This is a genomic window from Mycobacterium paragordonae (assembly GCF_003614435.1).
In the GTDB taxonomy this organism is placed as follows: domain Bacteria; phylum Actinomycetota; class Actinomycetes; order Mycobacteriales; family Mycobacteriaceae; genus Mycobacterium; species Mycobacterium paragordonae.
In genome coordinates, this window is record NZ_CP025546.1 from 2,507,321 (window position 1) to 2,531,935 (window position 24,615).

Below are 24,615 nucleotides of genomic sequence, written 5' to 3' on the forward strand. Positions count from 1 at the left end.
TTTCGTTGCGGTGCCGGCTTTCGTTGCGGGTCGGTCCTTACCCGCCGGGCTTGGTGGCCGGTGTCCAGTTCTGACCGTCGAAGTAACGCAACACAGTCGGATTCGACGGGTCGGGGTACCAACCCGCGGCCGATTGCCAGGCGTGCGGGACGTAGGACTGTGTTGTGGGCGACCTCGTCAGGCGCACCACCAGCGCGACGAGTCCGCCAACAAGGGCGATCCCGGCCACGCCGACGACGAACAGGATCACAAGCAGTGACATGAGTATTCATTCTTCCAGGTGGACGCCGCCCACGCGGCAACGCTGGTGGGCGAGGCCGGGGTTGCGTCAGAGTCTTGGTGCGGCGAATTATCAACAGCATGGCGGGGGCAGAAGGGGTTTCATCGGCGCTGATGGGGGAGTGTGACCCTCAAACGCGTTGACGAGTTGAAGCCCGGAGACAGGATCCGCATGACGATCGGGCACGCCACCGTCGTCGAAACCGAGCCGCTTGACCGGGACCGCACCATGCTCACCTTCCGCTACGGAACGCGAAGGCCCGCCGACAACGACGTCACCGTCGATGTTCTCGAGGATGACGAGTGGGTCTGGTAGCGGCCGACGACGCATGAGGGAGGCTCCGGACAGCGCCTTCGCCGCACGAACTCTGTTGCGGGCACTGGGATTGCAACAGATCTGCGACCGGTAATCGGTCGCCCTTCCGCGTCTCCCTCAGCACGCTTCGCGGGGGCTAGAAGACTCGCCGAATTTGGGCGCAGGCTGATTTTAATGGTTAACGTAAGGTAAACTTAGTGCTAACTCCCGGTGTTGCCGGGGGCTAGATTACTGCGCCTCGAGCAAATCGGAGCCCTGCTATGTTCACCCGCATCACCGTCGCTGCCGGGTCCTTATTCGCCGCTGTCTCCCTGCTGCAAGGCGCCGCAATCGTGCACGCCGGCGCAGCCTCGGCCGACCCGGGTCAGGACGATCAGTTCCTTGCTCTCCTCGACCAGAAGGGCGTCTCGGCCCTTTCGGGCGTGCCGGCCCTCATCGCCACGGCACATCAAATCTGCGGTGGTCTCGCGTCCGGCATATCGCCGGACACCTTGATAAAAGCGCTTGTCGATACCGCGAACGACGTCACCCCTGGCGCCGACCCGGCCCGCCTCCTGCGTACTGAAACAAGATTTTTCGACGCGTCGGTGGAGGCCTACTGCCCGAACAATCGGGGACACGGGGCTTCCACTAATCCCGCAGGCTGGACTCAGCCGAAACATGTTGTGGTGCTGGCCTCTTCGCGGATTAAAGTGTCGAATCCGGAAATTCCGACTCCGCCGGGACCGGGAGCCGAGGCGCAGAACCTCACGCCACCGCCGGCAGTGGTCCCGCCTCAGCCGAGGAAGGCGGCGCCTCCGGTTACCGGTCCTCCGCCCGGGGGTGGCGGTGGGGGCGGAGGCACCGGAGGTGGCACTGGCGGGGCTTCTCCGTTACCGCCGCCCATGGAACCAGGGATCATCACACTGGCGCCGTAACGCTCGGCCAATCTACGGTGCTCTGATGTCGCATGGGCTGCCGATGCCGCACGCCGCGCTGCACCGGTCTGTGAGCGACACCGTCGGCAGCACGCCTGACGTCAATTGGTCGATCTGTATTCGGGACGCTGCCGGCCGCCGGATCGCACACCACAATTGCGACGCGTCCTTGGAGACTGCCAGTGTCGGAAAGCTGTTTCTGTTAGCTGAAGTTGCGCGGAAGTGCGACGAGGGCTCGGTGGACTGCAACGAATTACTTGGTCGCAATATTGTTGTGCCCGTTGCCGATTCGGGTGTTTGGCAGCATCTGCTAGTTCAGCAGCTCTCCGTCCGCGATCTGTGCGTGCTGGTCGCCTCCGTGAGCGACAACCTGGCCGCCAATGTGCTGCTGAACCGGGTGGGTCTGGGCAGCGTCCAAGAGCTCTGTGGGGCAATCGGTTTCGTGCAGACCGCGCTGCTCGATCGAGTTCGTGACCATCGTGGGCCCGACGATGTGTGGACGTTGTCAGTGGGTTCGGCCGCTGAGTTGTCCGACTTCATGTGTCGCCTGGCTGCCCGGCGGCTCATCTTCCCGTCAGTCTCGGATCAGTTGAACGCGTGGCTGGCGACGGGCGTGGATCTGTCGATGGTGGCGTCTGCATTCGGCCTCGACCCTCTGGCCCATACCGAACCGGATCGCGGCTTCTGCATCCGCAACAAGACCGGAACCGACGCGGCCGTCAGAGCCGACGTGGGCACCGTCGAACGCAACGGCACCTCGCTGTCTTATGCCGTCATTGCCAATTGGGATGCCGCCGGCCCGGATCTGCGGGACTCGGTGCTAGCAGGAATGCGCTCGATCGGTGGAGTGCTCAGAGGCACTCTGATGGACGAATCCTGAATTCGACTTGTGGGCGGTCGCGGCCATCCTTCGGCCCGCAAATATTGGGGTGAAGGACTTCACTGCCGCGGCCGTTATGCGCGTCTTACCGCAGAATGTGTACCGCTAGCCGCCAACGGCCTCAGTCAAAGCGGTGCTGGTCCATCTCGTCGAACGGGGTGGGGAAGCTGCCGAAAAAGGATGTCCAAGCCAGCCCGACGAAGGGTGCGACGACTGCGATCGACAGCGTCATCAGAGCGACCCCGAGGTGCCCGGTTGCTAACGCGATGATTCCTAGCACCAGCCCAATCGCCCAGATGGCGGCAACGGCGATACCGACGGGTTTGAAGTCGCTGCTGGTCGTGCCCTCAGCGGGGTCGGATCTCAGCGGCTGGGTCACGATTGTGGCCATGACTACTCCCAATTAGGCCGAATAGCAGAAGCCGCTTGACCCGAAACACGCGACAGATGTCGGTTTCCCGATGTCAGGTTTGCCTAAACACAACGGGCCTGGTCGAACGCTATTCAACGATTGGGGCCGGCCGACGCCCTCGATGCCGCTCTACCCGCCCTACGGCGTCGAGGGCCGCGGCTGTGTCATACGGTATACCGCTCCGTCGTGGCAACGCTTTACGATGCGGTCCTGGGCTCACCATGCTGAAGGAGGACCTGGCGATGGGATTGCCCGCATTGGTTCTCGTGCACGGAGGCGGGTTCGCCGCTGATTGTTGGGAGCCAACCATCGACGTGATCCGCATCCTGGAGCCGGAACTAAAGGTGCTCACCGTTGATTTGCCGGGTCGGGGAAATAAAGGCGGTGACCTGATCACGGCTCGTATCGATGGGTGGGTCGATTCGGTGGTGTCGGACATCGAGAACGCTGCGCTCGACGACCTCGTGATCGTCGGCCATTCGCTGGCGGGGGTGACCGTCCCCGGTGTTGTCACCAAGCTTGGCTCGGCGCGCGTGCGGGAGATGATCCTGGCCACCGCGCAGGTACCAACCAACGGCAGCGCCCTGGTGGACACGTTGTCCGGGGCGCTGAGCTGGTACGCACGTCGCACCGCGAAACGTAATGTGCAGAAATCCCGTTCATTACGCCCGGGAGGTTTGCCTACTGCATTTGCGAGGTTTGTATTCTGCAACGGAATGACTCCTGCACAGCGCAGGTTCACGCTGGCTGGGTCCTGTCAGGAATCACCCTCAATAATGATTGAAAAAGTTGACCGCAGTGGTATGCCCGACGATGTGCCACGTACGTGGATACTCACTCGGCGTGATCGCGCCGTCTCGATGAAGATTCAACGCGAGTGCATCGCCGCGCTTGGCGGAGTGCAGACGCTCATTGAGATCGACTCCTGCCACATGCTGATGGTGAGTGAACCTGAACGGCTGGCAGAGATCCTCATCGGGCGTTGCCGTTTGTACGAACAGCCCAGGCCCTGAGGATGGCGTCGACCAGGCCGGCCCACGCCGGCGGGAACGATCGCGGCGCGGGCCCGCTCACATCACGTCCAGCACGGTTGCGGCGCCGTCGAGCGGCTGGGCGAGCCCGTCGGTATTGGCGCAGTCCCAGCACCCGGCACGGATCGCGGCGGCGCGGATCCTGGGCGCGGCGACGGGATCGTCGGCCGTGCAGGCCGCCTCGGCGATAGTCGCGGCGGCGAGCTGTGCATCGGCGGCGGTGGTGAGGCCGGCAAGTGCGCCCTCGACGTGCAGGGCGCCGGCGACGTCGCGCAGCGCACCGGCGAGGGCCGTCGCTTTGGGAACGGCTTCGCCGATGCGAACAAGGTAGTCCAGCGCTGCGGTTTCGGGATCGGTCGGTGGGGTGCTGCTGGGAGTTTTCATGCCGCCAAGCTAACCCACGAAAATGGCGAATTGCCAAGGGCTGCAACGAACCTCAGACATATGTCGCTAGCAGCGCAAATGCCGGAAGCGGGCATATGGCAGGAACGGCGCAAATGCCGCGCAGTCACGTCGGCCAACACCTGGTCAACGTCGTTGATGAGGGCGCCGACAACATCGCGGTGGGACTCATCGACGGCGACATAGGCGTGCAGAAGATGCTTACGGGCGTCGTGCAGGTGGTCGCTCAGCGCCGTTTCGGCGGCGGTAGTGGACATGGCGAAACCTTTCAGGTTTGCGCCGAGCAGTTCACATTGAGTTCACGCGGACTGATTTTGCGGATGAAACCGCAGTTAGAACGTGGTGCGCGATACTGGGATTGAACCAGTTTCATCTACAGGCCGGCGAGATACTGTCTGACCTGCCCAGAAAGCCTCTGACCAGGCGACACACGTAACAGTAACGCCGGAGCTAAACGGAAGCAAGCGGAACGTGACGTAGTCTCTTATTGCGCGTTTATTGCGCGGATGGGAGACGACAGTGACGCAGCGCGACGGCACCAAGAAGCGCGACCGCCGCAAGTTCGGGCGCATCCGACAGTTCAACTCCGGCCGGTGGCAGGCGAGCTACACCGGCCCCGACGGCCAGGTCTACATCGCTCCCAAGACGTTCGACGCCAAGGTCGACGCTGAAGCCTGGCTCACCGACCGCCGGCGCGAGATCGACCGCGAGCTGTGGTCGCCGGAAAGCGGGCAAGAGGAACGCCCCGGCGCGCCCTTCGGCGAGTACGCAGAGGCGTGGCTACGCCAGCGGGGGATCAAGGACCGTACGCGCGAGCACTACCGCAGACTGCTCGACTCTCGGCTGCTGCCGACATTCGGCGACACCGAGCTGCGCGACATCACCCCGGCCGCCGTGCGCCGCTGGTACGCCGTCACAGCCGTCGGTACGCCCACGATGCGCGCGCATGCTTACTCCCTGCTGCGGTCGATCATGTCGACTGCGCACGCAGATGACCTGATCGACTCCAACCCCTGCCGAATCAGGGGCGCGACAACGTCCGGCCGCGTACACAAGATCCGGCCCGCCACCCTCAGCGAAATCGAGACCATTGCCAACGCGATGCCCGATGCATATCAAGCGCTGATCCTCATGGCCGCATGGTTGGCATTGAGGTTCGGGGAGCTGACCGAGTTGCGCCGCAAGGATATTGACCTCTCCGAGGAAGTCGTTCGTGTCCGCCGTGCGGTTGTACGGGTGAATGACAACTTCAAGGTGACGACACCGAAGAGCGCTGCGGGTATGCGGGACATCGCGATTCCGCCGCACCTGGTACCAATGATCGAGTCGCACCTGCGCCGGCACGTCCAGGGCTTCAAGGACTCGCTGCTGTTCCCGTCGGTCACCGACCCCACACGACACCTGGCGCCCTCGGCGTTGTACCGGATGTTCTACAAGGCACGGGAAGAGGCTGGAAGGCCCGACCTGCGTGTGCACGACTTGCGGCACACGGGCGCGACACTCGCCGCGGCCACGGGCGCCACCCTCGCGGAACTAATGGGTCGTCTAGGGCATTCCACCGCTGGGGCGGCATTGAAGTACCAGCACATCGCCGGTGGTCGTGATCGTGAGATTGCGGCTCTGCTAAGTAAGCTCGCAGACAACGGTGATGTTCGATGACAAGGCCGGTCGCAACTGCGGCGATCAAGATTGTCGATGCTCGCGGTCGAACGATTCAAATCTTCGAGCGTTGGCCGGCCAGCGAGGCGACCCCCCAATGCCCCGCCCTGCCTGAACGATGGGTGGCTTTGTTAAAGCCGCCAAGCCGGAGGGGCCAGAAGCGCATTGATGCCGAGCTAGACGAGCACGGTTTCTCAATGGGGTCGCCGTTCAGGTCAACTCCCCTCATATATGAAGGCGAACAACCCATCCGCCTCGAACTGCCGGGTTTGACGCTGCGATGGCAGAGAGCAACGCAGGCCTTCGACGAGCTGACGAGTAGCGGGATTGCCGAAGTCTCGATCGACCAATTGCGTAGGTGCGTCCAGCTTTAGTCGTGTCGCTCCACATGTCGCCTCATGGTGCCAGTATGCTAAAGCCAGCGAGCGGGCTCCGTATCCCGTAGCAGCGCAATAGCGCCGGCTTCTCTGAGTCGCCCTCTAAAGGCGGCTCGCCTCTCATGCAAAGAGGTTGAGAAGCAATGCCTGCATCAACAAGACAGCGCTATATCACGCAAGCTGAGGCGGCCGAGTATCTCGGCGTTACGTCCCGAACTGTACGACAGATGATCGCAGATGGGCGTTTGCGTGCCTACCGGTCCGGCACCCGCGTAGTTCGATTGCGCGTCGACGAAATCGACGCTGCTATGAAGCCGTTTGGCGGTGCGGCATGACCGACGCCACCGACGCGGGGCCGCCTGAAAAAGAAGTCAGCCCCAGCGCTTCCCAGTGCACTGGGGCTGACCATCAGGTATCTCACGACACCATCACCACCGCCACTCAGTCTAAACGATTCGACGCGCTGAGCGGGTCACGGAAACGCCGTGAGGCCGCCGTCCGGCTGATGGGTGGCGACCCGGCTTATCCAGGCGAGCTCCGCTGCCACCAGCCCTCGACAGGCCTGCGAGCATTGGGTTTTCGAGAAGGTTTTCAGCGCGGCGCAAACGATGCGCTGCGGCGCGTCTGGTGCCAACTCCCGCCTGAGATGCGGGGGACGGTTGAACGCCTCGCGGCCGAGTACAAGGTGGCCGTTGATGACTGAGGCCGAGCTGATTGCCCGCGGCCGGGATATTGGGTTGTCGGGGAAGTATGCCCCCAGTAAAGCCGCGACGTCTCCATGGACTGGAGGTGCCGAGCCCAATTACACCCCCTCGGAACCCACCGCAACACCGCAACACTCCAGCTCAACTGCGATGCCGGCGCTTGCGGTGTTGCGCCGCATTCTCGACGTTGTGGCCGAAGAGGTGCGTGCTCGCGGCCTGGTGGGGGAAGAACGCTTAGCGCAGACCCTCTATCTCGTGCTCACGTCACGATTGCTCGACAAGCAGGTCTCCGCAGGAGTCAAAGGACACTCGGCGTCGGGAAAGTCGTACACAGTCGAGACGGTGTCTCGGTTGTTTCCGCCCGACTGCTACACCGAGTTCACGGCGATGTCCGAACGCGCACTGGTCTATTCGACTGAAGAGTACGCACACCGCACCATCATCATTTACGAGGTCACCGCGCTCCGCGAAGGTGTCGAGGACGACATGACCAGCTACTTTCTCCGGTCACTGTTGTCCGAGGGGCGAATCGACTACGAAGTCACCGTCCGCGGCAAAGACGGGAACTTCACCACGAGAAAGATTGTGAAAGAGGGTCCGACCAACCTCATTTTCACCACGACCAAGACAAAGGTTCATGCGGAAAACGAAACACGGATTCTGTCCCTCGCCACCAACGATTCTCGTGAGCAGACTGCCCGAGTGCTCCTGGAGCTGGCCGACGAAACTAACGGCGGCAGCGACTTTCAGCGATGGCACGACCTACAACGGTGGCTAGCCAGTGCTGAGCATCGAGTAACCATCCCCTACGCCCGGCGACTGGCACAATCGGTGCCACCCGTGGCCGTACGGCTGCGGCGGGACTTCGGATCGCTGCTGGCACTCATCCGTGCCCATGCGGTACTACACCAGGCCAGCCGCGAACGCGACAAATCCGGCCACATCATTGCGACCCTTGATGACTACACGGTGGTACGGGAACTGGTCGCCGACATCATGGCCGAGGGCGTCGGGACAACAGTCTCAGAGACGGTACGCGAGACCGTGGGAGCCGTAACCGCACTTGCGACATCCGAGGGGGTGTCCGTTCGCGCGGTGGCCAAGAAACTGGCCCTCGACAAGTCGAACGCCACACGCCGGCTGCGAGTGGCGGCCGAAGGCGGCTACCTACGCAACTTAGAAGACAAGCGAGGCAAGCCAGCTCGCTGGGTAGTGGGTGACCCGTTACCCGAATCCGTTGCGCTGCTACCTGACCCAACGCAACTCGCAACCGTAGGCACCGCGCCTGAACAGGAGTGTTGCGGTGTTGCGGTGGAATCTGACCAAGAAAACGGCGGTGGATTCACCCCACCAACCGGTCCCGGCCGCTGCGACGAATGCGGCTGCCACGTTGCCACTCAAGGGCATAAGCCCAAATGCATTGCAATAACAGGAGGTACCGACCGATGACCGACACCTTTACCATCACACTCCGCGAAGTCGACGGGGAACCGATGATGGACGCGCTGGCGATGGCCCTGGCGTTCGGTGTCGATGTAGCCGCAGTCAAAGCGTTGCCGATTGTCGACGGCCGGATGCGCCTTCCGCGCGAGTGGGCGCGCCGAGGCAAACAGCGCGCTAAAGAGGCGATGGCACACGGTTCCGACGGGATGCTCGACTGCCTGCGCTACTGGGCGCGCCGGGACCACGACGCCGAATTACAGGTGGTGTACCGGTGAGCTTGCCAGAACTGTTCGCTGCCCTGAAAACGCCCGCCCTGCCCGGCGCACGCTGCCGCGGTCGGTGGGAATTGTTCGACTTGCGGCCCGGCACGCACCCCCACCATAACGATCTGGCGGCCGAGGCAGTCGCTATTTGCCAAGGATGCCCCGCGTTGGCTGACTGCCGGCAATGGGCCGCAACCCTGCCACGCAACACCGTGACCGGCGTCCTCGCAGGAACCGTAATCGCCTGGACCGACCGACCACCCAAAGGTGAGAAGGAAACCTCAACCATGACCAACACCCCCATCTCCGCTGCGCTCGAACTGATCCGGTATGCCAAGCACACCGACGACCCGGTCAGCGCACCGACCGCCGTTGCACTGGCAACGGCCGGCCTGGACCGCGAGCAGCTCACCTCCCTTCTGCGGTTGCTGTTCCCGTTCGTCGCCGAGCTGTACGTCATTGCGCAGCTGTCGCGGGAGGCGATGGATCGCCGAGACGCGCAGACCTTCGCTGAGCTGACCCAGTTGCTCGGCAACCTCGACGATTACGACCCGGAGGCCTACGACAGTGACCCGGTGGGCGACATCTGGCGATCCGCATCGACTGACGACTCCGGTGAGGACTCCCAGTGAGGCAGTACATTCCGATCGACTCAGTGACCATCAAGGCACTCCGCGGTGTGACGATCGCTGCGACGAACATGGGTGATTTGTATCCGACCGCGATTGAAAGCTGGACGCGCAACCTCAGCAGGGACGAGCTGGTTGAGGTGATCACCCTGCTCGGCGTGCTGCTGACCATGCAGGTACCGGGGGGTGGGGTCGCGCCGTGAACGCGATCCCCTCCGACACCGCCCCGGTGTCCGAACGTGCACGAGAACAGGTTTCACCGAAAAAATGGGGCTTGTCGGCTGGGTCGGGTATGCTGAACCCAGCTCGGTATCTCCGAAGCGCCGGGAGCCGCAGGGGCGGCCAACCCGGACACGGGTCACCATGCACATTGCGATTTCCGCATGTCCAAGTAGGTGACCGTTGAGCAGCATTCTGTTTCGCACCGCGACCCTTGAACCGGGTTCGGGTAGAACCATTTACGGCCGCGTCGTGCCCTATGGCGAGACCATCTCGGTTGACGACGGCTATGGCGAATACCGGGAGCGGTTCGCGCCAGGCGCTTTCCGGCGTTCCCTGACCGAACGCGGCCACAAAGTGCGGCTGTTCATCGGCCACGACACTCGACGGCTGCCCATCGGCAAAGCAACGTCACTGCGCGACGAGGGCGACGGCGTTCACGCAGAGTTCTTGGTGGCTGACACGGCCGCCGGCAACGAGGCGCTCGAGCTGGTCCGCTCCGGTGTGGCCGACTCATTCTCAGTTGGCTTCAGGGGCATGCGTGACCATCGGGACAATGGCGTGACGGTGCGCGACGAGGCCGCACTGCTCGAAGTCAGCTTGGTCGGCGTCGCTGCCTACTCGGGCGCCGAAGTCGCGGGCGTGCGATCGCAGTCTCTTGTCATTCCCCGTTCGATAGCCGAAGCCCGGCTGTCGCTTCTTGATTGGTGAAACAATATGACCGAGCTCATTGAGCACATGACCATTGAGCAGACCCGCGCTGCGGCGCAAGAGCTGCTCGACTCCACCACCGGCGATTTGGCCGGCGCTGACGCTGAAAGATTCCAAGCGCTGACCCGGCACGCCGACTCGCTGCGCCAGCGGCAGGAACAGCGCGACACCGCAGCGCGGGACATGGTGCGCCGCTTCGCGGCCGGTGACTCCACCCTGGCGCTGGAAGGTGAAGCCGGAATGCGGCGCACTAACGGCAGTCCGTTGCCCGGCTACGAGCGTCCCCGCGCGGGCGATGAGGACCACCCGGTCATTAACCGGGAACGTGATGCCGCGATGCGCGTGCTGGACCGCTCGGTAAAGGACGGCACGATGGTCGCCCGCGGGGCCGAGGCCATCGAGCGGCTGGTGACCACTGGTGCGCCACAAGCCCGTTCGTGGGCTGCCCGGTGGGCGGCCGCGACCGGCTCCGAGCACTACCTGCGGGCGTTCGTCAAGAAGGTCGCCAACCCCGAGATGGGGCATACGCTGTTCACCGGCCCCGAGGCCGAGGCGTGGCGCACCGCAGCGCAAGTCCAGGCTGAGCGGGCGATGTCGCTGACCGACACCGCAGGTGGGTTCCTCGCACCGGCTCAGCTCGATCCAGCAATCCTGTTGTCCAGCGACGGCTCGGCGAATCCGCTGCGCCAGATGGCGCGGGTTGTGCAAACCGTGTCCGACGTTCACCACTTCGTGTCGTCTGAGGGGGTCGACGCGCACTGGTACGCCGAAGCGGCAGAGGTCTCCGACGACTCACCTGCGCTCGAACAGCCCGCCGTCCCGAACTACCGGGGCAGCGCGTGGGTGCCGTTCAGCATCGAGCTGGAAGGCGACGGAATCGGGTTCGTCAGCGAAATCGGCCGGCTGCTCATGGATTCGGTCGAACAGCTCACCGCCGCGGCCTACGTCAACGGCAGCGGAACCGGCCAACCCACAGGGTTTATCCCCGCGCTGACAGGCGTCCCGACATGGACGGTCAACGGAGCCGGAAGTGAAACGGTTGCAGCCGCTGACCCGTTCGCCCTGCAATCGGCGCTACCTGCCCGCTTCCAGGCGAATTCGGCGTTCGCGGCGAACTTGACCACAACGAATGTTTTGCGCCAGGCGGAGACGAGCGCCGGAGCGCTCAAGTTTCCCTCGCTGCAGGACAACCCGCCGATGCTGTGCGGGCGGCCGATCTTCGAGGTTAGCCACATGGCGAGCGTCAACGCGGCGGTGACCGACACCGTGTACCCACTGGTGCTGGGCGATTGGAGCCAGATGGTTATCTCGGATCGGATCGGATCCACCATCGAGCTGGTGCAAACCGTGTTCGGAGCCAACAGGCGACCGACCGGACAGCGCGGCTTTTTCGCCTGGTTCCGCACCGGCTCGGACGTTCTGGTCAACAACGCCTTCCGCGTGTTGAAGGTGACCACGACCGCCTAATCCGACTGGTCCTTGCGGCCCATTGCAGTCGGGAAGGTGGTTGTGTCCATGCCTCCAGACGGCAGAAAGCGCAGGTTAGATGGATTATGCTGCGCTGCAATCACTTCGAGGAGACCCGGGGGTGGGTGGGGCATCGCAAACGCGGTACCCCCACCGACCGCCCCCCCAGCGCGGCGTGTCACTGCACGACCGTCGCACTTTTTTCCCTCGCGAAATCGGCCATATACCAACAGGATTCGCTTGCATGGCATTAGCGAATCACGTTGTACAACAGCAACTTTCACCGGCCTACCACGAGTTGTTCCCAGTCGACCGAGGGGCGGCGTTTGCCATGCGGCGCGACCTCGGCCCAGTCGGGATGGTTGGCGACGGGGTGTACTGCTTAACCCGCCGGCCCGACATGCTGGCGGTGCTGCGGAACCCGCAGATGTTCCCCCCGGCGGGAACCTCGCCGGTCACGGGATTGCCGATCACCAAAGATCAGCATGACCTGTTCGTGCGGCTGCTTGACACCGCCGCAACCGCGTCGATGTTGCCGTCGCTGCGGCAGCGGGCCGCGGACATCATCGACGGCGTGGCCGCGCGCGCAGGCTGTGACGGGATCAGTGAGGTGGCCTGGCCATTCGTATTGGCCGTGTTCTGGGACATGTGCGGATTGCGCCACGCAGACGCCCGTATCGACACCGATCCGCTCGAGCTGCATTTGCGCGCAGGATTGATCGCTACGCGGCGGCACGACCCCGGCGCGGACGTCATCTCGCAGATCACCCGGGAGGCTCCACACCTTCCCGACGCGGAAATCCAATCGATGGTGGTGTCGGGTATCTGGCCCTCGATCGTCTTTCTGATGACACCCATCGGGGCCGCACTCTTGGAGCTGGCACGGCGTCCTGAGCTTTGCGACCGGCTGCGCGCCAACCCCCAGGATCAACTGGTGTTCGTCAACGAGGTGCTTCGCCTGGAAGGTGGTGGAGTGGCCGGACGCCGGACTGCCGAGCCGGTCACGGTGGCAGGCGTGCCGATTCCGGCGGGCGCAACCCTGCTCCTAGAGATGGGCTACATCAACCGCGACGACTCCGACGAGATGTCGAGCAACGAACTGCGGATGGATGGCCGGCACTGCCACTACGCATTCGGGGTAGGACCGCGCCGCTGCCCGGCGGGCCATTTCGTTCGCAGCCTGTTGGTCGCATTCATCGACGAGTGGCTCTGCCGCATTCCGGTGTTCGACGTTGAGCCGGGTTACGTCCCCTGGTTGCGTTACCCGGACCGGTACCTCGGGTCAGGAGATTTAAAGCAGGTCCTTCGCGAACTTCCGCTGCGCTGGTCGAGCTAGCGCGGACAAGCCGCTGTCAATTTTTCTCCCCGGGCTTGAGTCGGATGTGGCCAACAGTCAGTTCCGTCGTCTCAGGGTTACCCCACTCTGGAAGCCACCAGTTCACCTGCCAGATATAGCTGTCGATGACCTTTTCATCGGGTAGATACGCAGACTCATCGGCAAGTAAGTCTCCGATCCGCAGCAATCCTCGGCAGCAGTCGATCATCCACTTGATGCCTTCAAGAGTCTCAATCAGCGCTTGCTCCCGAATCGGTGCAACGTGACGCGTCTGCTGCGACCAGGTCTCGTCACGCCACGAAAGTTCGTTCGGGTTTCCATCGGCAGCCTTCCGCGGCTCGCCAGCCCGCCCAAGAAGTACCACGTTCATTATTCGCTCTGGTCGCTCCCCGGTGACTGAGGTGATGTAGAGCATGTGTGCCAACATGTCGCGACCGAACTTCGCCTTTGCCGCCATGTTCGACCACTGATCATGGGGCCAGCGCACGCGCAACACGTTGGCGACGTCGCGCATGGCTTTTGGCAGGCGCTCCTGATCGAGGGGTCCAGCTTGATGGCCAGCGCAATGGAAGCGGGTGAAATTGACGTCCCCGAGCAGGCTTTCCCACCCTCCGATTACGCGCAGCGCCAAGGCTTCCATCGTCGCCGCGGGTCTAAAGGCGCGCTCATAAGCAGCCCTGTCAGCCTCGTACGCCGCCCATGTTTGTGCTGCCTGCTCGCGCAGGTTAGGACGATCGGCCATGACATACGACGCTAGACGATATGGCGCGTCAGGGTCTCGCGATAATCCATACCTACCACCTCCGACGCGATGGCGATAGCGCGGTCGAGTAGGCCACGAAGCTCGATGGCCTGGGACAGGCCAAGGTGCGCATCGGTGTCGACGTCGCTGTCCGAACCGCCGTCGATGTGGACGACGACTGAAGGGTGATTGCCATCGTCAGCTTCGTTCCAGTCGACACCACAGCCGACCATGAGCGAGGCGCTGCGATGTGTCGCAGGGGTGTAGATCATCGTCCAGTGCTCGCCCTTGCAATCGGGACCGTACTTGCACCACTGCACGGTGCAGGCAGTCGCGGTCATCGTGTCCACCCGTCCAACTCCGCGGCGGCCTCAAGCAGCGCGGCGGCCAACTCTCGCGCCTGGTCACTGTTGAAGCCGCCGCGGTCGCCTAGATGCAGGAACACCTGCGGCGCTTCGATATTGCCGACGACGTCGATGCTGCCGTCGGCCAACTGGATGGCTGACGTGTGCACCGTGGCGGGGTGATCGGTCGTGGTGCGGTCAACGCCCCAGACCACCCGGTGGGCCGGGGCATGACGGTCCCAAACCTCGCCGCCTACCGCGGCGGGCGGCAGAGCGACATCAGGGAACGGGTTGGCGGGCATGGTGTGCGTCATTTAAGGAACCTCCCGGTGTTGCCGCATCCGACCGGGCCTATTGCGCGTTTATTGCGCGGAGACAGCGAAGGCCCGGTAAAAACCGGGCCTGAGCTGCGTGAAAGCTGGTGCGCGATACTGGGATTGAACCAGTGACCTCTTCCGTGTCAGGGAAGCGCTCTCCCGCTGAGCTAATCGCGCTGGGGGATCGAAATTGGAGGTGGAGACGGGAATCGAACCCGTGTGCACGGCTTTGCAGGCCGTTGCCTCACCACTCGGCCACTCCACCGCTGGATTGATGCCATTTGCACCTTCGAGCGGATGACGGGATTCGAACCCGCGACCCTCACCTTGGCAAGGTGATGCGCTACCAACTGCGCTACATCCGCGCGCAACGGGCGAGATCGTCGCCCGGTGCGAAGCACGACGATAGTCCAGTGAGCGTGCCCACACAAATTCCTTGCTCAGACCGTGTCGCGGAGGACCTGCGACCGGCCCGCGAACACCTGGGCCGCCCGCTCCAAGTGGCGGTCGTGCTAATGTTCGACGTCGTTCGCCTACTCGGCGCCGGTCCCGTGGCTCAGTGGAAGAGCGTCCGCTTCACACGCGGAAGGTCGCTGGTTCGATCCCAGCCGGGACCACCACCAAACTCACCAGCTCACCTCCCTTCCAGGCGCAATCCGCGCCAAAACCCGTGACCCCCGGTTGCGCGCTGACTAACCGCAGGTCACAAGTTCATACCTGACCGCGACACCCCGCCACCTGCAGCCGAAATCCATCCGTCAGGCGGCCTAGCCTGTCAGGCACTTGGCGGATTGTGGGCGCCACGGGCCGAGGAGTGCACAGGTGAGCGGACTGGACCGGCGGCGGTTCCTGGTCGCCATCGCCGCAACCGTTGCCGCAACCTTCGCGGCGGCAGAAACGGCGCACGCCGACGTGCTCGGCGCGGCGCCCGATCCGGGCCCGTTACCGCCGAATGTGTTGCCGCCGCCCGACCCAGCAGCCCGGGTGGCGCTGCCCCGCGGCACGGTGCTGAAGCAACTTCCCGGACACGGGGACCTGCTGGCCTGGACGGTCGATGACGGCGTCGACACCGAAGTGGTCCGGCTCTACACGCAATTCGCCAAGGACACCGGCGTGCGCCTCACCTATTTCGTCACGGGCGGCTATCGCTCCTGGACCGAGAACGCGGCGCAACTCAAACCACTCGTCGAATCCGGGCAGATCCAGTTGGCCAACCACACCTGGACCCATCCGGACCTGACCCGACTGACGCCGAATCAGATCGCCGGCGAACTGAAAAGCACCGACGCATTCCTGCGCAACACCTACGGCGTCGATGCCGCGCCGTACTTCCGCCCGCCGTACGGCCACCACAACGCCGCCGTCGACGCGGTAGCCGCCGACCTGGGCTATCAGACTCCCACCTTGTGGAGCGGCGACCTGCGGGACTCCGCGCTGATACCCGAGGACGTCATCGTCAGGCTCGCCTACCAATACTTCGCCCCACAGAACATCGTGATCGGCCACCTCAACCACGCTCCGGTCACTCACGTCTACGGACAATTGGTGGACATCATCCGGGCGCGCAAACTACGCACGGTGACCCTCAACGACGTCTTCCTTCGCCCCGAGATCGCACGCAGCACAACAGGATTACGCGGATAATCACACGCCGTTGCGCACGCGATTCGGCACGGGTTGACTGGGCGGCGGGGTTTAACCACCCCGACAGAGAAAGAAGAATCCGATGATTGAAATGTTGCCGGATATGCCGGAGGGAGTCACCGGCATCCGCGTATCGGGACGGCTGAGCGGTGATGAACTGCGCGAGATGAAGCCCAGCCTGCAGGAGCGGCTGAACACCGGTGAGATCAGGCTCGTCGAGGTCATCCCGTCGGACTACGAGGGTTTCGGGCCGGGCGGGCTGATGGAGGACCTGAAGCTGGGCTTCGGCACCGTCTTGCCGCATCATTCGGCCTTCAAGCGGATCGCGATCGTGACCGACCTGGAGTGGGTCGGGCACGTTCTGCACGCCCTCGCGTGGATCGTTCCGGGTGAGCTTGCCGTGTTCGGCATCGATGCGCTCGAGCAGGCCAAGGAGTGGGCGGCCGGCTGAGGGCCCGAGACCGGATATATAACTAGAGGCTGGCTTTCGCGTCACCAACGCAGCGGCTGCTGAAAGGGTGCGAGGAGGGCCGCGGGGAACCGCAGGCTGAGTGCGGCGGCCGAAAAACCAGAGCGCGACAAGGAGATTCTCAATGACGTTGTCAAGCCGCCGCGGCAGTAGTTGCGGTGGGTTGATATGGCGTGTGGTCGCGGAGCATTGCCCACAGGACGTTGAGGCGTCGTCGGGCCAGAGCGAGCACGGCTTGGGTGTGGGTTTTGCCTTCGGCGCGTTTGCGGTCGTAGTACGTGCGCGAGGCGGGGTCGGTGCGGATGGCGATTTGTGCCGACAGGTAGCAGCTGCGCAAGAGTCGGCGGTCGTAGCGTCGTGGGCGTTTGAGGTTGCCTGTGATGCGTCCGGAGTCGCGGGGAACCGGTGCCAGGCCGGAGACGCCGGCGAGGCGGTCGACGGAGTCGAATGCGCTCATGTCGCCGCCAGTGGCGGCCAGGAACTCTGCGGCGAGGGTGACGCCGAATCCGGGCATGCTCAGCAGGATTTCGGCGTGGCGGTGGCGGCGAAATCGCTCCTCGATCATCGTGTCGGTGTCGCCGATTTCGATGTCGAGGGCCATCACCTCCTTGGCCAGGCGAGCTACGACGGTGGCGGCCAATTGTTGTCCGGGCATGATGGTGTGCTGGGCGTTGGCCGCCGCCAGCGCTGTGGCTACGACGGCATCGACATTGCGAGCCTTCCGTTTGCGCAACCATGCAGCCAGGCGAGCAGCACCTGCACGGCGCAGCCCGTCGGGGGTCTGGTAGCTGCTGAGCAGCAGCAGCGCCGCCTTGCTGTTGCTGTAGTCAAATGCGCGTTCCAGGGCGGGGAAGTAGTCCAGCAGCTGGGCACGCAGCCGGTTGATTGCCCGCGTGCGATCGGCGACCAAATCAGCGCGTCGACTGGTCAAGATGCGCAGTTCGACCGCGATGTCATCACCGGCCCGCAACGGTTGCAGGTCGCGGCGCATCCGTGCCTGATCGGCGATAATCGCGGCGTCTTTGGCGTCGGTCTTGCCATCTCCGCGGTAACTAGCCGAGGCGTGGTAAATGGTTCTGCCGGGGATGTAGAGCAACCGCTGTTCAGCGGCCATCAACAAGCAGATCAACAATGCCGCCCCGCCGCCGTTGAGGTCGATCGCCCAGGTGAGCTCACCCCCATCGGCCAACGCCGCAACCGCCTTGATCAGCGCCAGCAGTGCGGCCTCGTCATTGGCGACCCGCTGGGAGAGCAATCGACTTCCCTCAGCATCAATGACCACACAGTGGTGATCAGACTTGCCAGCATCTACACCGGCCCACAGTTGTTGCGCCACAACCACCTCCGTCCTCGTCATAGGTGCCACCAACCCAACAGACGACCACGCCGGCGTGTCCTTACACAGCGATCACATCGCATCTCTCAATTAGCGGTCGAGTCGTCGCGGAACGCCGGGCGGCCAATCTCCTTCGGCCATCGAACACAGCAACCACATGAAAGCCATACCCGACGTCCCTGGGCAAATCGAAGCCTAAGGCAATACGCCCCGATCACCCTCCAAGAAAGGTAAGGACGACATGGCGGTCATTGTGATTCTCGAGCTCCAATTCAAGCCCGAGTCGGTGGCCGCCGGCCGGGAGCTGATGGGCCGGACGCTCGAGGTCACCCGCGCGTTCGACGGGAACCTGCAAACCGACGTGTGGGTCGACGAGGACGACGAAGCGCACTGGTTGATCTACGAGGTGTGGGAATCCATTGAGGCCGACGAGGCCTACCGCCGGTTCCGTGCCGGCGAAGGCAAGGTGACCGAGCTTCCGCCGCTGCTGGCCGAGCCGCCGAACAAGAAGAGATACGCCACCGCCGACGTTTAGGACAGGCGGGCCCGCGCACAACGGCCTACCCTCAACCGTATGAGCTTCTCCGAAGGCATCGGCACGCTGAAACTCGAATGCCCGCAGGCTCATCCCGTAGGCAGGATCATGCGGGAAACCGCGCACCAGTCGACGCAATACGACCCGGGGGCCGCCGTCGGGCCGCGCCGGTTCTGGCCGGACGACAGCGAGCAGGGGCACTTCACGGTGAACTGTCGATTCTGCGAAAAGGCGGTAGGGGAGAGCACCGCGACCTTGCGGGCGAAGTTCGCCGATCTGCTCGCGGACACCGGCGAGACCTACGGCACCGCGACGCTCCCGTACGTCTGACGTATCACCGCTTCAGCGCGTCTATTCCGTTGTAGAGCACCATCGCGCCGATCACGATCAGGATTGCCGCCATCAAGGCGGCGTTATTCTTCTCCATCCAGTCCTTGAGCCGGGCCATCGATTCGTCCAAGCGGTTACCCGCAGCGGCGTAGGCCAATATTGGAACCGCGACGGAGGACGCGGCGATGGCAACGAAAAAGGCACCGGCTACCCAGACATCGACATGGTCCAGCCCACTGGCGCCGATCGCCAATCCCGCTGGGACGCAAATGAACAGCACGTCGGGACGTCCGACCACCAGCGCCACCCCGGTCAACGCCGCGCGGACCGGGGTGATCGTGGCGAACGAACGCATCCAAGCCGGCGACTCGGAGTGGCCGCCCCGGGTGAGCCAGCGGTAGATGCCGAACACGATGAGCGCCGACCCCAGGACGATGCGCAGCCACGAGGCCCAACTGGGTGTCGACTTGTGCATACCACCGAGGAGCCCGGACGCCCCGACGCACGCCGCCGTCAGCGCGGCCAGTCCGAACAGCCACCCCGCGAGGAAAGCGAGGCCGCTCGGCCGTGGCCGCGGCGCCTGCAACACCAGTACCGCCGGGATGATGGTGATCGGCGAGACCGCGACGACCAGTCCGAGTGGAATGAGCCCGGTGAGGACCGAACCCCAGCTTCCTGCCATGGCTAGCCAATGTAATGCACGGCAGGGCGTTGCACCCGGTGAAAGCTGACGCATCCGACGCGGGAGCGGGGGCCGCGGACGATATTCCGGAAGAACACCAGTCATAAGCCGGTTTCCCAAGCGCTGCAACGGCTTTGCGACGCGCTGAAACGGTTCCGTGCCGATCGCGCTGGCCGCGGCCCGCGGTTGAGTCCACACCGCACTCCTAACAAAAACAAATAAACGCCGACCGGCGGCCATGCGACAAATGGAATTGGCGCGACGATGGGCGCCCGGCAGCTCTGTCACCTGAAAATACAAGCGGCACAACCGATATCGACAGTTCTGCAGGCATCTCCGGCGTGCCGAAATTTCGGCCTATTGAGCATCTGCGTAATAACTCGCGACCTATCTCCGCGGTGCTGACATCGCCGACGCTTTATTGCTTTCGTAAGGTTCATAAGGAAACGTCTACGAAAGCGCACGACACCACGTCCCTCGAGCACGGAGATTTCATGACGCTAATCCGCAGACACCCGCTGGGCGTCCTCGTTGCGATAGTGGCGAGCCTCGCCGCGGTCGCTTCCTTCGGGGCCCCGACGGCGCAGGCCTTCTACGTCAAGTACCACGAGACGATCACCCGCAACGCCTTGCCCGCGGACCAGGTCAGCCAACTCGCGGTTAACCAAATTCTGATCGGCCCGCCGCCCGGGGGTGGCGCCATGGGCAGTGATGTGTTCGCCACGGACGAGTTCCGGCACCTGGACAACTCGATCAACCCGGTCGACATCTGCAACCGGGCCCGCCAGGCCTGGGACGTCTTCTCGCCGGTGGTGCTGAGCGGCTCGGTTCTCAACGGCAACGTGGAGGCCGACGGGCCAGGCGCCCGCGCCGCGTTCGGCGCGCTGCTGCACACCCAGCAGGACTTCTACGCCCACTCCAACTGGGTCGAGGAGAACGTCGCCATCGGCCAACTGGACCGGCTCGCGCCGCCCATATTCCCGACCTGCAATCCGGCCGACTTCCCGGCGGATCTGCACACCGGCTACTACAACATCGACTTCTCCCAGCAGTTCCCCCTCGAGGGTTGCCCTGCCGGCGGACCGCCCCCCGGGTTCCAGGAGTGCCACACCGTGCTGAACAAGGACGGCCCAAACACCCCGCGCGGCAGCCAGGTCATCCCCGGCACCAACATGACCATGTATGCGCTGGCGGCGAAACTGGCCACCGAGGCCAGCACCAACCTGTACACCACGGTGCGTGACTGGGTCGCCAACGAAAACGGCCAGAACGCCGCGGTGCAGCTGTTCCAGCAGGGTGGTCCGATGCCTTCGCTGAACAGCCTTCCGCACATCCCCAACATCCCGAACCTGCCCTACACCGGCAGTTAAGTCCGATCAGCGGGTGCTCGGGTCGGTCCAATCGATCCACTCGCCGTGGGCGGCCAGTCCGAGCGCACCGCTGATCCCGGCCTGGTCGAAGGCCGCGGCGAACTCGTCGGTGCCTTCGGTGAAGTGAGCCCAGCCGTCCACGTGGGCAGGAACCACCAGTGCGGCGCCCAGGATTTCGGCGGCGGCCGCCGCGCGGGCCGACGTGAGCGTCAACGGGCGTCCCCGCTCCTTGCTGGGCACGCTGGCCGCACCGGCGAACAGCACCGCGATGTCAACGCGGCCGATCCGCTCGGACACCTGCCGGACCACGCCGATCGAGGCATTGTCGCCGCTGAGGTAGACCGTGGGTAGGCCGCGGCCGGACAGCACGAACCCGGTCACCTCGCAGTTGACGTGACCGCTGGCGTCCCGGCGCCCGTCGGCCGGCCCATGGACGGCCGGAACCGCCTGCACCACAAGAGGATCCGATCCGCCAGGCAGTTCGAGAGACTGCCAGGGCGCCAACCCGAGGGCCGGCGGCCCCAACCGCCCGGCGCCCCCGGGATGGGTGAGGACCAGGGGAGCGGCCAGGGCGAAGCGGCGTCCAGCGTCGTCCAGGTTGTCGGGATGCTCGTCATGGCTGATCAACACCACGTCGACCGGTCCCAGCGCTTCGGCGCTCACAGCGGGTCCGACGGTCTTGGTCAGATAGGCGTGCGGTCCGGCCGGGTCGAAGGTCGGGTCCATCACGATTCTGCGGCCGCCGATGTCGATCACCGTCGTCGGGCCGCCCAGGACGCTGATCGCACACGCGCGCCGTTGGGGGTTCACTGGCATTGGGCGACTCCGGATCGGGCACTGATTCCGTAGTGAGTCTAAGGTTTTCGGGTGTCGGTTTCCCACATGATCTTGATCGGACTGGCGGGGCTCGGTGCCGGCGCGATCAACGCGCTCGTCGGATCGGGCACCCTGATCACGTTCCCGACGCTGGTTGCGCTCGGCTACCCGCCGGTGACCGCCACCATGTCCAACGCGATCGGACTGGTGGCCGGCAGCGTCTCGGGCACCTGGGGCTACCGCAGGGAACTGCGCGGGCAGTGGGATCGCTTGCGGTGGCAGATTCCAGCATCGCTGGTCGGAGCGATGCTGGGTGCTTACCTGCTACTGCATCTGCCCGAGACGGTCTTTACCCGAATCGTGCCGGTGCTGCTGGTCCTGGCATTGATCCTGGTGGTGATCGGGCCGCGCATCCAAGCGTGGGCGCGCCGGCGCGCCGAAGACGCGGGCCGCTCCGCCGATCACATCACGCCGCGCAGAATGGCGGCGCTGGTCGTCGGCACCTTCCTGGTCGGCGCCTACGGCGGCTACTTCACCGCGGCGCAGGGCATCTTGCTGGTCGGCGTGATGGGCGCGTTGCTACCGGAATCATTACAACGCATGAACGCCGCGAAGAATCTGCTCACGCTGATTGTGAATATCGTTGCGGCGGTGAGCTATACGCTCGTCGCCTGGGACCGCATCAGTTGGCCGGTGGCCGGACTGATCGCGATCGGCTCGCTGATCGGGGGTTTGATCGGCGCGCGCTACGGACGGCGGCTGTCGTCAAATGCGCTGCGCGCCACCATCGTGGTGGTCGGGCTGATCGGCCTGTACCGGTTGCTCACCGTGTGAAAGCGGTCCTGAAGACATAGGATTCGGCAATGCCGGTTACTCCTGACGACGCCATCGCCGCGATCCGGGGCGCGGGCGGTGCCTGCCCGGGATATCGGGCCCTGCACGCCAAGGGCACCTTGTACCGCGGCACGTTCACCGCAACGCCGGATGCGGCAAGGCTCTCGCGCGCAAGGCATCTCGACGGCACGCCGGTACCGACGCTGGTGCGGTTCTCCAACGGATCGGGCAATCCGGCTCAGCCGGACGCTGCGCAGGGCGTGCGCGGCCTGGCCGTGAAGTTCAGCCTGCCCGACGGCAGCACAACCGACGTCTCCACGCAGACCGCCCGTCTGTTCGCCGCGAGCGGGCCGGACGGATTCGTCGACCTGCTCAAGGCGCTGCGGCCCGGCCCGGCGATGCCTTTCCGGCTGGCCCGCCTCTTCGCGACGCGGCCGGCTCTGCTGCGTGCCCTGCCCGTGCTGGCCGCGGCCGGCAAGATCCCGGCCAGCTACGCCACCATCGAATACCACGGGTTGCACGCGTTCCGTTGGATCGCCGCCGACGGCAGCGCCAGATTCGTTCGCTACCACCTGATTCCGGCTGCCGGAGTGGAACACCTGGCGCGGCCGGCGTCCCGGAACAAGGACCGTGACTTTCTCACCGACGAACTCAACAGCCGCCTCGGCAACGGTCCGGTGCGGTTCGACTTCCGCGTCCGCATCGCCGGACCCAATGACTCGACGGTGGATCCGTCGGCGCCCTGGCGCAGCGACGACACGGTCAGCGTCGGCACCATCGAGATCACCGGCCTGGACACCGAGCGCGAACATGGCGGCGACATCGTGGTCTTCGACCCGATGCGCGTCACCGACGGCATCGAACCCTCCGAGGATCCGGTGCTGCACTTTCGCACCCTGGCGTACTCCGCGTCGGTCAAGCTGCGGACGGGCGTCGACCTCGGTGCCCAGGCGCCCGACGCCGGATCATCAGAGCCGATCTAACCGACAGTTGCGGCCGCGGCGTCCTCGATGACGTCCAGGGCGGCGCCGCGGCGCTGCCACGCCCGGCGTTGCCGCATCGCGCCGTTGCCCAGCGTGGTGACGCGGTCGAGATCGTCGACGACGTGGTGATATTCGTCCAGGGCGTCCAGCGCCGGGCGGACCCGGTGCACCAGCGCGCTCAACTGCTCGCGCACCGGCACCGCCCCACCTCCGCCGACCAGATCCAAGGTGCTGCCGGCCAATCCGTCATGGGCGGCCTTCCAGTAGGCGGCCCGCAGCGCGGCCGGCGGCAGCCGGCCGACGCTGCGATCGCGCTCGTCGACCGCGGTGATCACGGCCGCCCGGATCAACGTGGCCAGCAACACGGTGTCGGCGGCGGTCGCCGGTACATCGGCGACCCGGACCTCGACGGTCGGGAAGTTGGCGGACGGTCGCACGTCCCAATAGACCATCCCGGCATCCAGGATCACCCCGGTATCGACCAGCATCTGCACCGTGCCGTCGTACTCGTCGATCGACGCGAAATACGGCGGCGCACCCGCCACCGGCCAGCGCCGCCACAGCACGCTGCGCCAGCTGGCATAGCCCGAGTCACTATTCCGATAGATCGCCGAATTCGCCGACAGCGCAAGCAAAGTCGGCAGCCACGGGCGCAGCCAGTTGCTTGCGTGAATGGCCGCGCCACGGTCGGGCACCTCGACGTGAACGTGGCATCCGCTAATGCCCTGCTCATGTGCCACCATGCCGAACTGCTCGCCGATCTGTCGGTAGCGGGGTGTGTCGGTCACCGGGAAATGGTGCGGGGTGACGGGGGGCAGTCCCAGGGCCAGCAGGCGGACACCGACCGCTTCGGCGGCCTGTGCGGCCGTGCGCCGCAACGCAGTGAGCTCCTCGTGCAGCTGTGTAGCGCTGGTCGCCACGCTGGAGGTCGTCTCCACCTGGCAACTGGCCAGTTCCAGCTCCAACTCGACGCCGCGGCGTCCGGCCTCGGCTGCCACGTCACGGTTACGGGCGGCCGGTTCGCCAGTATCCGGGTCGACGAGCAGAAACTCTTCTTCCACACCGACTGTCGGGAGGTCGCCCTCCGAGCGCCGCGTGCTCATGCCCCGCAACTTACCCGCGTGACCCCAAGTGATGTACGGGCAAACCTGCCGTTCATCGGTGTTCC

Annotated in this window: 32 protein-coding genes and 4 tRNA genes; 23 read left to right on the plus strand and 13 right to left on the minus strand. The window is 64.6% G+C overall.

Features of this window, described 5'->3' with window-relative positions; all coding sequences use genetic code 11:
- Positions 1 to 37 precede the first annotated feature (37 nt).
- Positions 38 to 262, minus strand: coding sequence for a DUF2510 domain-containing protein (locus tag C0J29_RS33680; RefSeq protein ID WP_065161781.1), 225 nt, complete (start codon positions 260 to 262; stop codon positions 38 to 40).
- Positions 263 to 451: 189 nt separating this feature from the next.
- On the opposite strand from C0J29_RS33680, the gene C0J29_RS11695 reads away from it, so the two are divergent.
- The 3 genes from C0J29_RS11695 to C0J29_RS11705 all read left to right on the plus strand — a co-directional run bounded on the left by C0J29_RS11695 (position 452) and on the right by C0J29_RS11705 (position 2,392).
- A complete protein-coding gene (locus C0J29_RS11695; protein ID WP_162951438.1) occupies positions 452 to 595 on the plus strand; it encodes a hypothetical protein in 144 nt (47 codons plus the stop codon).
- A 260-nt stretch (positions 596 to 855) separates the two neighbouring features.
- The gene (locus C0J29_RS11700; protein WP_082993989.1) at positions 856 to 1,512 is read left to right on the plus strand and encodes a DUF732 domain-containing protein; all 657 of its coding nucleotides are present in this window, start codon (positions 856 to 858) and stop codon (positions 1,510 to 1,512) included.
- A 25-nt stretch (positions 1,513 to 1,537) separates the two neighbouring features.
- Entirely contained in the window at positions 1,538 to 2,392 is an 855-nt protein-coding gene (locus C0J29_RS11705) for a serine hydrolase (RefSeq protein ID WP_162951439.1), read from the plus strand.
- A gap of 121 nt (positions 2,393 to 2,513) precedes the next feature.
- Here the strand turns inward: C0J29_RS11705 and C0J29_RS11710 are convergent, their stop codons facing one another.
- A complete protein-coding gene (locus C0J29_RS11710) occupies positions 2,514 to 2,783 on the minus strand; it encodes a hypothetical protein (protein ID WP_174814836.1) in 270 nt (89 codons plus the stop codon).
- Positions 2,784 to 3,025: 242 nt separating this feature from the next.
- Between C0J29_RS11710 and C0J29_RS11715 the strand changes: the two genes are divergently transcribed.
- Entirely contained in the window at positions 3,026 to 3,817 is a 792-nt protein-coding gene (locus C0J29_RS11715) for an alpha/beta fold hydrolase (protein ID WP_242460416.1), read from the plus strand.
- 57 nt (positions 3,818 to 3,874) lie between these two features.
- Here the strand turns inward: C0J29_RS11715 and C0J29_RS11720 are convergent, their stop codons facing one another.
- Positions 3,875 to 4,219, minus strand: coding sequence for an amino acid aminotransferase (locus C0J29_RS11720; RefSeq protein ID WP_120792415.1), 345 nt, complete (start codon positions 4,217 to 4,219; stop codon positions 3,875 to 3,877).
- A gap of 95 nt (positions 4,220 to 4,314) precedes the next feature.
- Here C0J29_RS11720 and C0J29_RS32790 point away from each other — a divergent pair, with 95 nt between their 5' ends.
- From C0J29_RS32790 to C0J29_RS11770, 11 genes are all read left to right on the plus strand, one after another.
- Positions 4,315 to 4,599: a hypothetical protein gene (locus C0J29_RS32790; protein ID WP_162951349.1), complete on the plus strand. Its 285-nt coding sequence runs from the start codon at positions 4,315 to 4,317 to the stop codon at positions 4,597 to 4,599.
- Between the two features lie 157 nt (positions 4,600 to 4,756).
- On the plus strand, positions 4,757 to 5,896 hold the full coding sequence (locus tag C0J29_RS11725; protein WP_120792416.1) for a tyrosine-type recombinase/integrase: 1,140 nt from the start codon (positions 4,757 to 4,759) through the stop codon (positions 5,894 to 5,896).
- A 520-nt stretch (positions 5,897 to 6,416) separates the two neighbouring features.
- Positions 6,417 to 6,608: an excisionase family DNA-binding protein gene (locus tag C0J29_RS11730; protein WP_120792417.1), complete on the plus strand. Its 192-nt coding sequence runs from the start codon at positions 6,417 to 6,419 to the stop codon at positions 6,606 to 6,608.
- Complete coding sequence (locus C0J29_RS11735) at positions 6,605 to 6,976, plus strand: hypothetical protein (RefSeq protein WP_120792418.1); 372 nt, start codon at positions 6,605 to 6,607, stop codon at positions 6,974 to 6,976. Before C0J29_RS11730 ends, C0J29_RS11735 begins: the two co-directional genes overlap by 4 nt.
- On the plus strand, positions 6,969 to 8,426 hold the full coding sequence (locus C0J29_RS11740) for a MarR family transcriptional regulator (protein ID WP_162951440.1): 1,458 nt from the start codon (positions 6,969 to 6,971) through the stop codon (positions 8,424 to 8,426). The genes C0J29_RS11735 and C0J29_RS11740 overlap by 8 nt, the downstream gene beginning before the upstream one ends.
- Complete coding sequence (locus tag C0J29_RS11745; protein ID WP_120792420.1) at positions 8,423 to 8,695, plus strand: hypothetical protein; 273 nt, start codon at positions 8,423 to 8,425, stop codon at positions 8,693 to 8,695. Before C0J29_RS11740 ends, C0J29_RS11745 begins: the two co-directional genes overlap by 4 nt.
- Positions 8,696 to 8,970: 275 nt before the next feature.
- A complete protein-coding gene (locus C0J29_RS32795; protein ID WP_162951441.1) occupies positions 8,971 to 9,315 on the plus strand; it encodes a hypothetical protein in 345 nt (114 codons plus the stop codon).
- 23 nt (positions 9,316 to 9,338) lie between these two features.
- Positions 9,339 to 9,515, plus strand: a complete 177-nt coding sequence (locus tag C0J29_RS11755) for a hypothetical protein (RefSeq protein WP_162951442.1) — start codon at positions 9,339 to 9,341, stop codon at positions 9,513 to 9,515.
- A gap of 199 nt (positions 9,516 to 9,714) precedes the next feature.
- Positions 9,715 to 10,242 carry an HK97 family phage prohead protease gene (locus C0J29_RS11760; protein ID WP_120792423.1) on the plus strand — a complete coding sequence of 176 codons (528 nt, stop codon included), beginning with the start codon at positions 9,715 to 9,717 and terminating at the stop codon, positions 10,240 to 10,242.
- A 6-nt stretch (positions 10,243 to 10,248) separates the two neighbouring features.
- Positions 10,249 to 11,709, plus strand: a complete 1,461-nt coding sequence (locus tag C0J29_RS11765) for a phage major capsid protein (RefSeq protein ID WP_120792424.1) — start codon at positions 10,249 to 10,251, stop codon at positions 11,707 to 11,709.
- Positions 11,710 to 12,040: 331 nt separating this feature from the next.
- Positions 12,041 to 13,045, plus strand: a complete 1,005-nt coding sequence (locus tag C0J29_RS11770) for a cytochrome P450 family protein (protein WP_120792425.1) — start codon at positions 12,041 to 12,043, stop codon at positions 13,043 to 13,045.
- Positions 13,046 to 13,061: 16 nt separating this feature from the next.
- Here the strand turns inward: C0J29_RS11770 and C0J29_RS11775 are convergent, their stop codons facing one another.
- The 6 genes from C0J29_RS11775 to C0J29_RS11800 form a co-directional block, all read right to left on the minus strand.
- Positions 13,062 to 13,787, minus strand: a complete 726-nt coding sequence (locus C0J29_RS11775; RefSeq protein WP_120792426.1) for a hypothetical protein — start codon at positions 13,785 to 13,787, stop codon at positions 13,062 to 13,064.
- Positions 13,788 to 13,798: 11 nt separating this feature from the next.
- Complete coding sequence (locus C0J29_RS11780) at positions 13,799 to 14,128, minus strand: hypothetical protein (protein ID WP_163761732.1); 330 nt, start codon at positions 14,126 to 14,128, stop codon at positions 13,799 to 13,801.
- A complete protein-coding gene (locus C0J29_RS11785; protein ID WP_120792428.1) occupies positions 14,125 to 14,445 on the minus strand; it encodes a hypothetical protein in 321 nt (106 codons plus the stop codon). The genes C0J29_RS11780 and C0J29_RS11785 overlap by 4 nt, the downstream gene beginning before the upstream one ends.
- Positions 14,446 to 14,550: 105 nt before the next feature.
- A tRNA-Val gene (locus C0J29_RS11790) sits at positions 14,551 to 14,625 on the minus strand.
- A 14-nt stretch (positions 14,626 to 14,639) separates the two neighbouring features.
- Positions 14,640 to 14,713: transfer RNA gene (locus tag C0J29_RS11795), tRNA-Cys, on the minus strand.
- 27 nt (positions 14,714 to 14,740) lie between these two features.
- Positions 14,741 to 14,813, minus strand: a tRNA-Gly gene (locus C0J29_RS11800).
- A gap of 180 nt (positions 14,814 to 14,993) precedes the next feature.
- On the opposite strand from C0J29_RS11800, the gene C0J29_RS11805 reads away from it, so the two are divergent.
- The 3 genes from C0J29_RS11805 to C0J29_RS11815 all read left to right on the plus strand — a co-directional run bounded on the left by C0J29_RS11805 (position 14,994) and on the right by C0J29_RS11815 (position 16,543).
- Positions 14,994 to 15,068, plus strand: a tRNA-Val gene (locus C0J29_RS11805).
- Positions 15,069 to 15,279: 211 nt separating this feature from the next.
- A complete protein-coding gene (locus C0J29_RS11810; protein WP_162951617.1) occupies positions 15,280 to 16,092 on the plus strand; it encodes a polysaccharide deacetylase family protein in 813 nt (270 codons plus the stop codon).
- An 82-nt stretch (positions 16,093 to 16,174) separates the two neighbouring features.
- A complete protein-coding gene (locus C0J29_RS11815; RefSeq protein WP_120792430.1) occupies positions 16,175 to 16,543 on the plus strand; it encodes a SpoIIAA family protein in 369 nt (122 codons plus the stop codon).
- Positions 16,544 to 16,694: 151 nt separating this feature from the next.
- On the opposite strand, the gene C0J29_RS11820 is transcribed toward C0J29_RS11815, so the two are convergent.
- The gene (locus tag C0J29_RS11820) at positions 16,695 to 17,897 is read right to left on the minus strand and encodes an IS110 family RNA-guided transposase (protein ID WP_174814885.1); all 1,203 of its coding nucleotides are present in this window, start codon (positions 17,895 to 17,897) and stop codon (positions 16,695 to 16,697) included.
- A 241-nt stretch (positions 17,898 to 18,138) separates the two neighbouring features.
- Between C0J29_RS11820 and C0J29_RS11830 the strand changes: the two genes are divergently transcribed.
- A complete protein-coding gene (locus tag C0J29_RS11830; protein ID WP_120792431.1) occupies positions 18,139 to 18,432 on the plus strand; it encodes a putative quinol monooxygenase in 294 nt (97 codons plus the stop codon).
- Positions 18,433 to 18,471: 39 nt separating this feature from the next.
- Positions 18,472 to 18,762, plus strand: a complete 291-nt coding sequence (locus C0J29_RS11835; RefSeq protein WP_065044967.1) for a hypothetical protein — start codon at positions 18,472 to 18,474, stop codon at positions 18,760 to 18,762.
- 4 nt (positions 18,763 to 18,766) lie between these two features.
- Here C0J29_RS11835 and C0J29_RS11840 read toward each other — a convergent pair whose 3' ends face one another.
- Complete coding sequence (locus tag C0J29_RS11840; RefSeq protein ID WP_120792432.1) at positions 18,767 to 19,444, minus strand: GAP family protein; 678 nt, start codon at positions 19,442 to 19,444, stop codon at positions 18,767 to 18,769.
- Between the two features lie 494 nt (positions 19,445 to 19,938).
- Here C0J29_RS11840 and C0J29_RS11845 point away from each other — a divergent pair, with 494 nt between their 5' ends.
- Positions 19,939 to 20,814: a hypothetical protein gene (locus C0J29_RS11845; protein WP_174814837.1), complete on the plus strand. Its 876-nt coding sequence runs from the start codon at positions 19,939 to 19,941 to the stop codon at positions 20,812 to 20,814.
- 6 nt (positions 20,815 to 20,820) lie between these two features.
- On the opposite strand, the gene C0J29_RS11850 is transcribed toward C0J29_RS11845, so the two are convergent.
- Positions 20,821 to 21,630, minus strand: coding sequence for an MBL fold metallo-hydrolase (locus C0J29_RS11850; protein ID WP_371872382.1), 810 nt, complete (start codon positions 21,628 to 21,630; stop codon positions 20,821 to 20,823).
- A gap of 51 nt (positions 21,631 to 21,681) precedes the next feature.
- Between C0J29_RS11850 and C0J29_RS11855 the strand changes: the two genes are divergently transcribed.
- Together C0J29_RS11855 and C0J29_RS11860 are read left to right on the plus strand one after the other, a co-directional pair.
- The gene (locus tag C0J29_RS11855; RefSeq protein WP_120792434.1) at positions 21,682 to 22,464 is read left to right on the plus strand and encodes a sulfite exporter TauE/SafE family protein; all 783 of its coding nucleotides are present in this window, start codon (positions 21,682 to 21,684) and stop codon (positions 22,462 to 22,464) included.
- A 29-nt stretch (positions 22,465 to 22,493) separates the two neighbouring features.
- On the plus strand, positions 22,494 to 23,447 hold the full coding sequence (locus tag C0J29_RS11860) for a catalase family peroxidase (RefSeq protein WP_120792435.1): 954 nt from the start codon (positions 22,494 to 22,496) through the stop codon (positions 23,445 to 23,447).
- Here the strand turns inward: C0J29_RS11860 and C0J29_RS11865 are convergent.
- On the minus strand, positions 23,444 to 24,550 hold the full coding sequence (locus tag C0J29_RS11865; RefSeq protein WP_120792436.1) for a glutamate--cysteine ligase 2: 1,107 nt from the start codon (positions 24,548 to 24,550) through the stop codon (positions 23,444 to 23,446). The two genes, C0J29_RS11860 and C0J29_RS11865, sit on opposite strands and share 4 nt — an antisense overlap.
- Between the last annotated feature and the right edge of the window lie 65 nt (positions 24,551 to 24,615).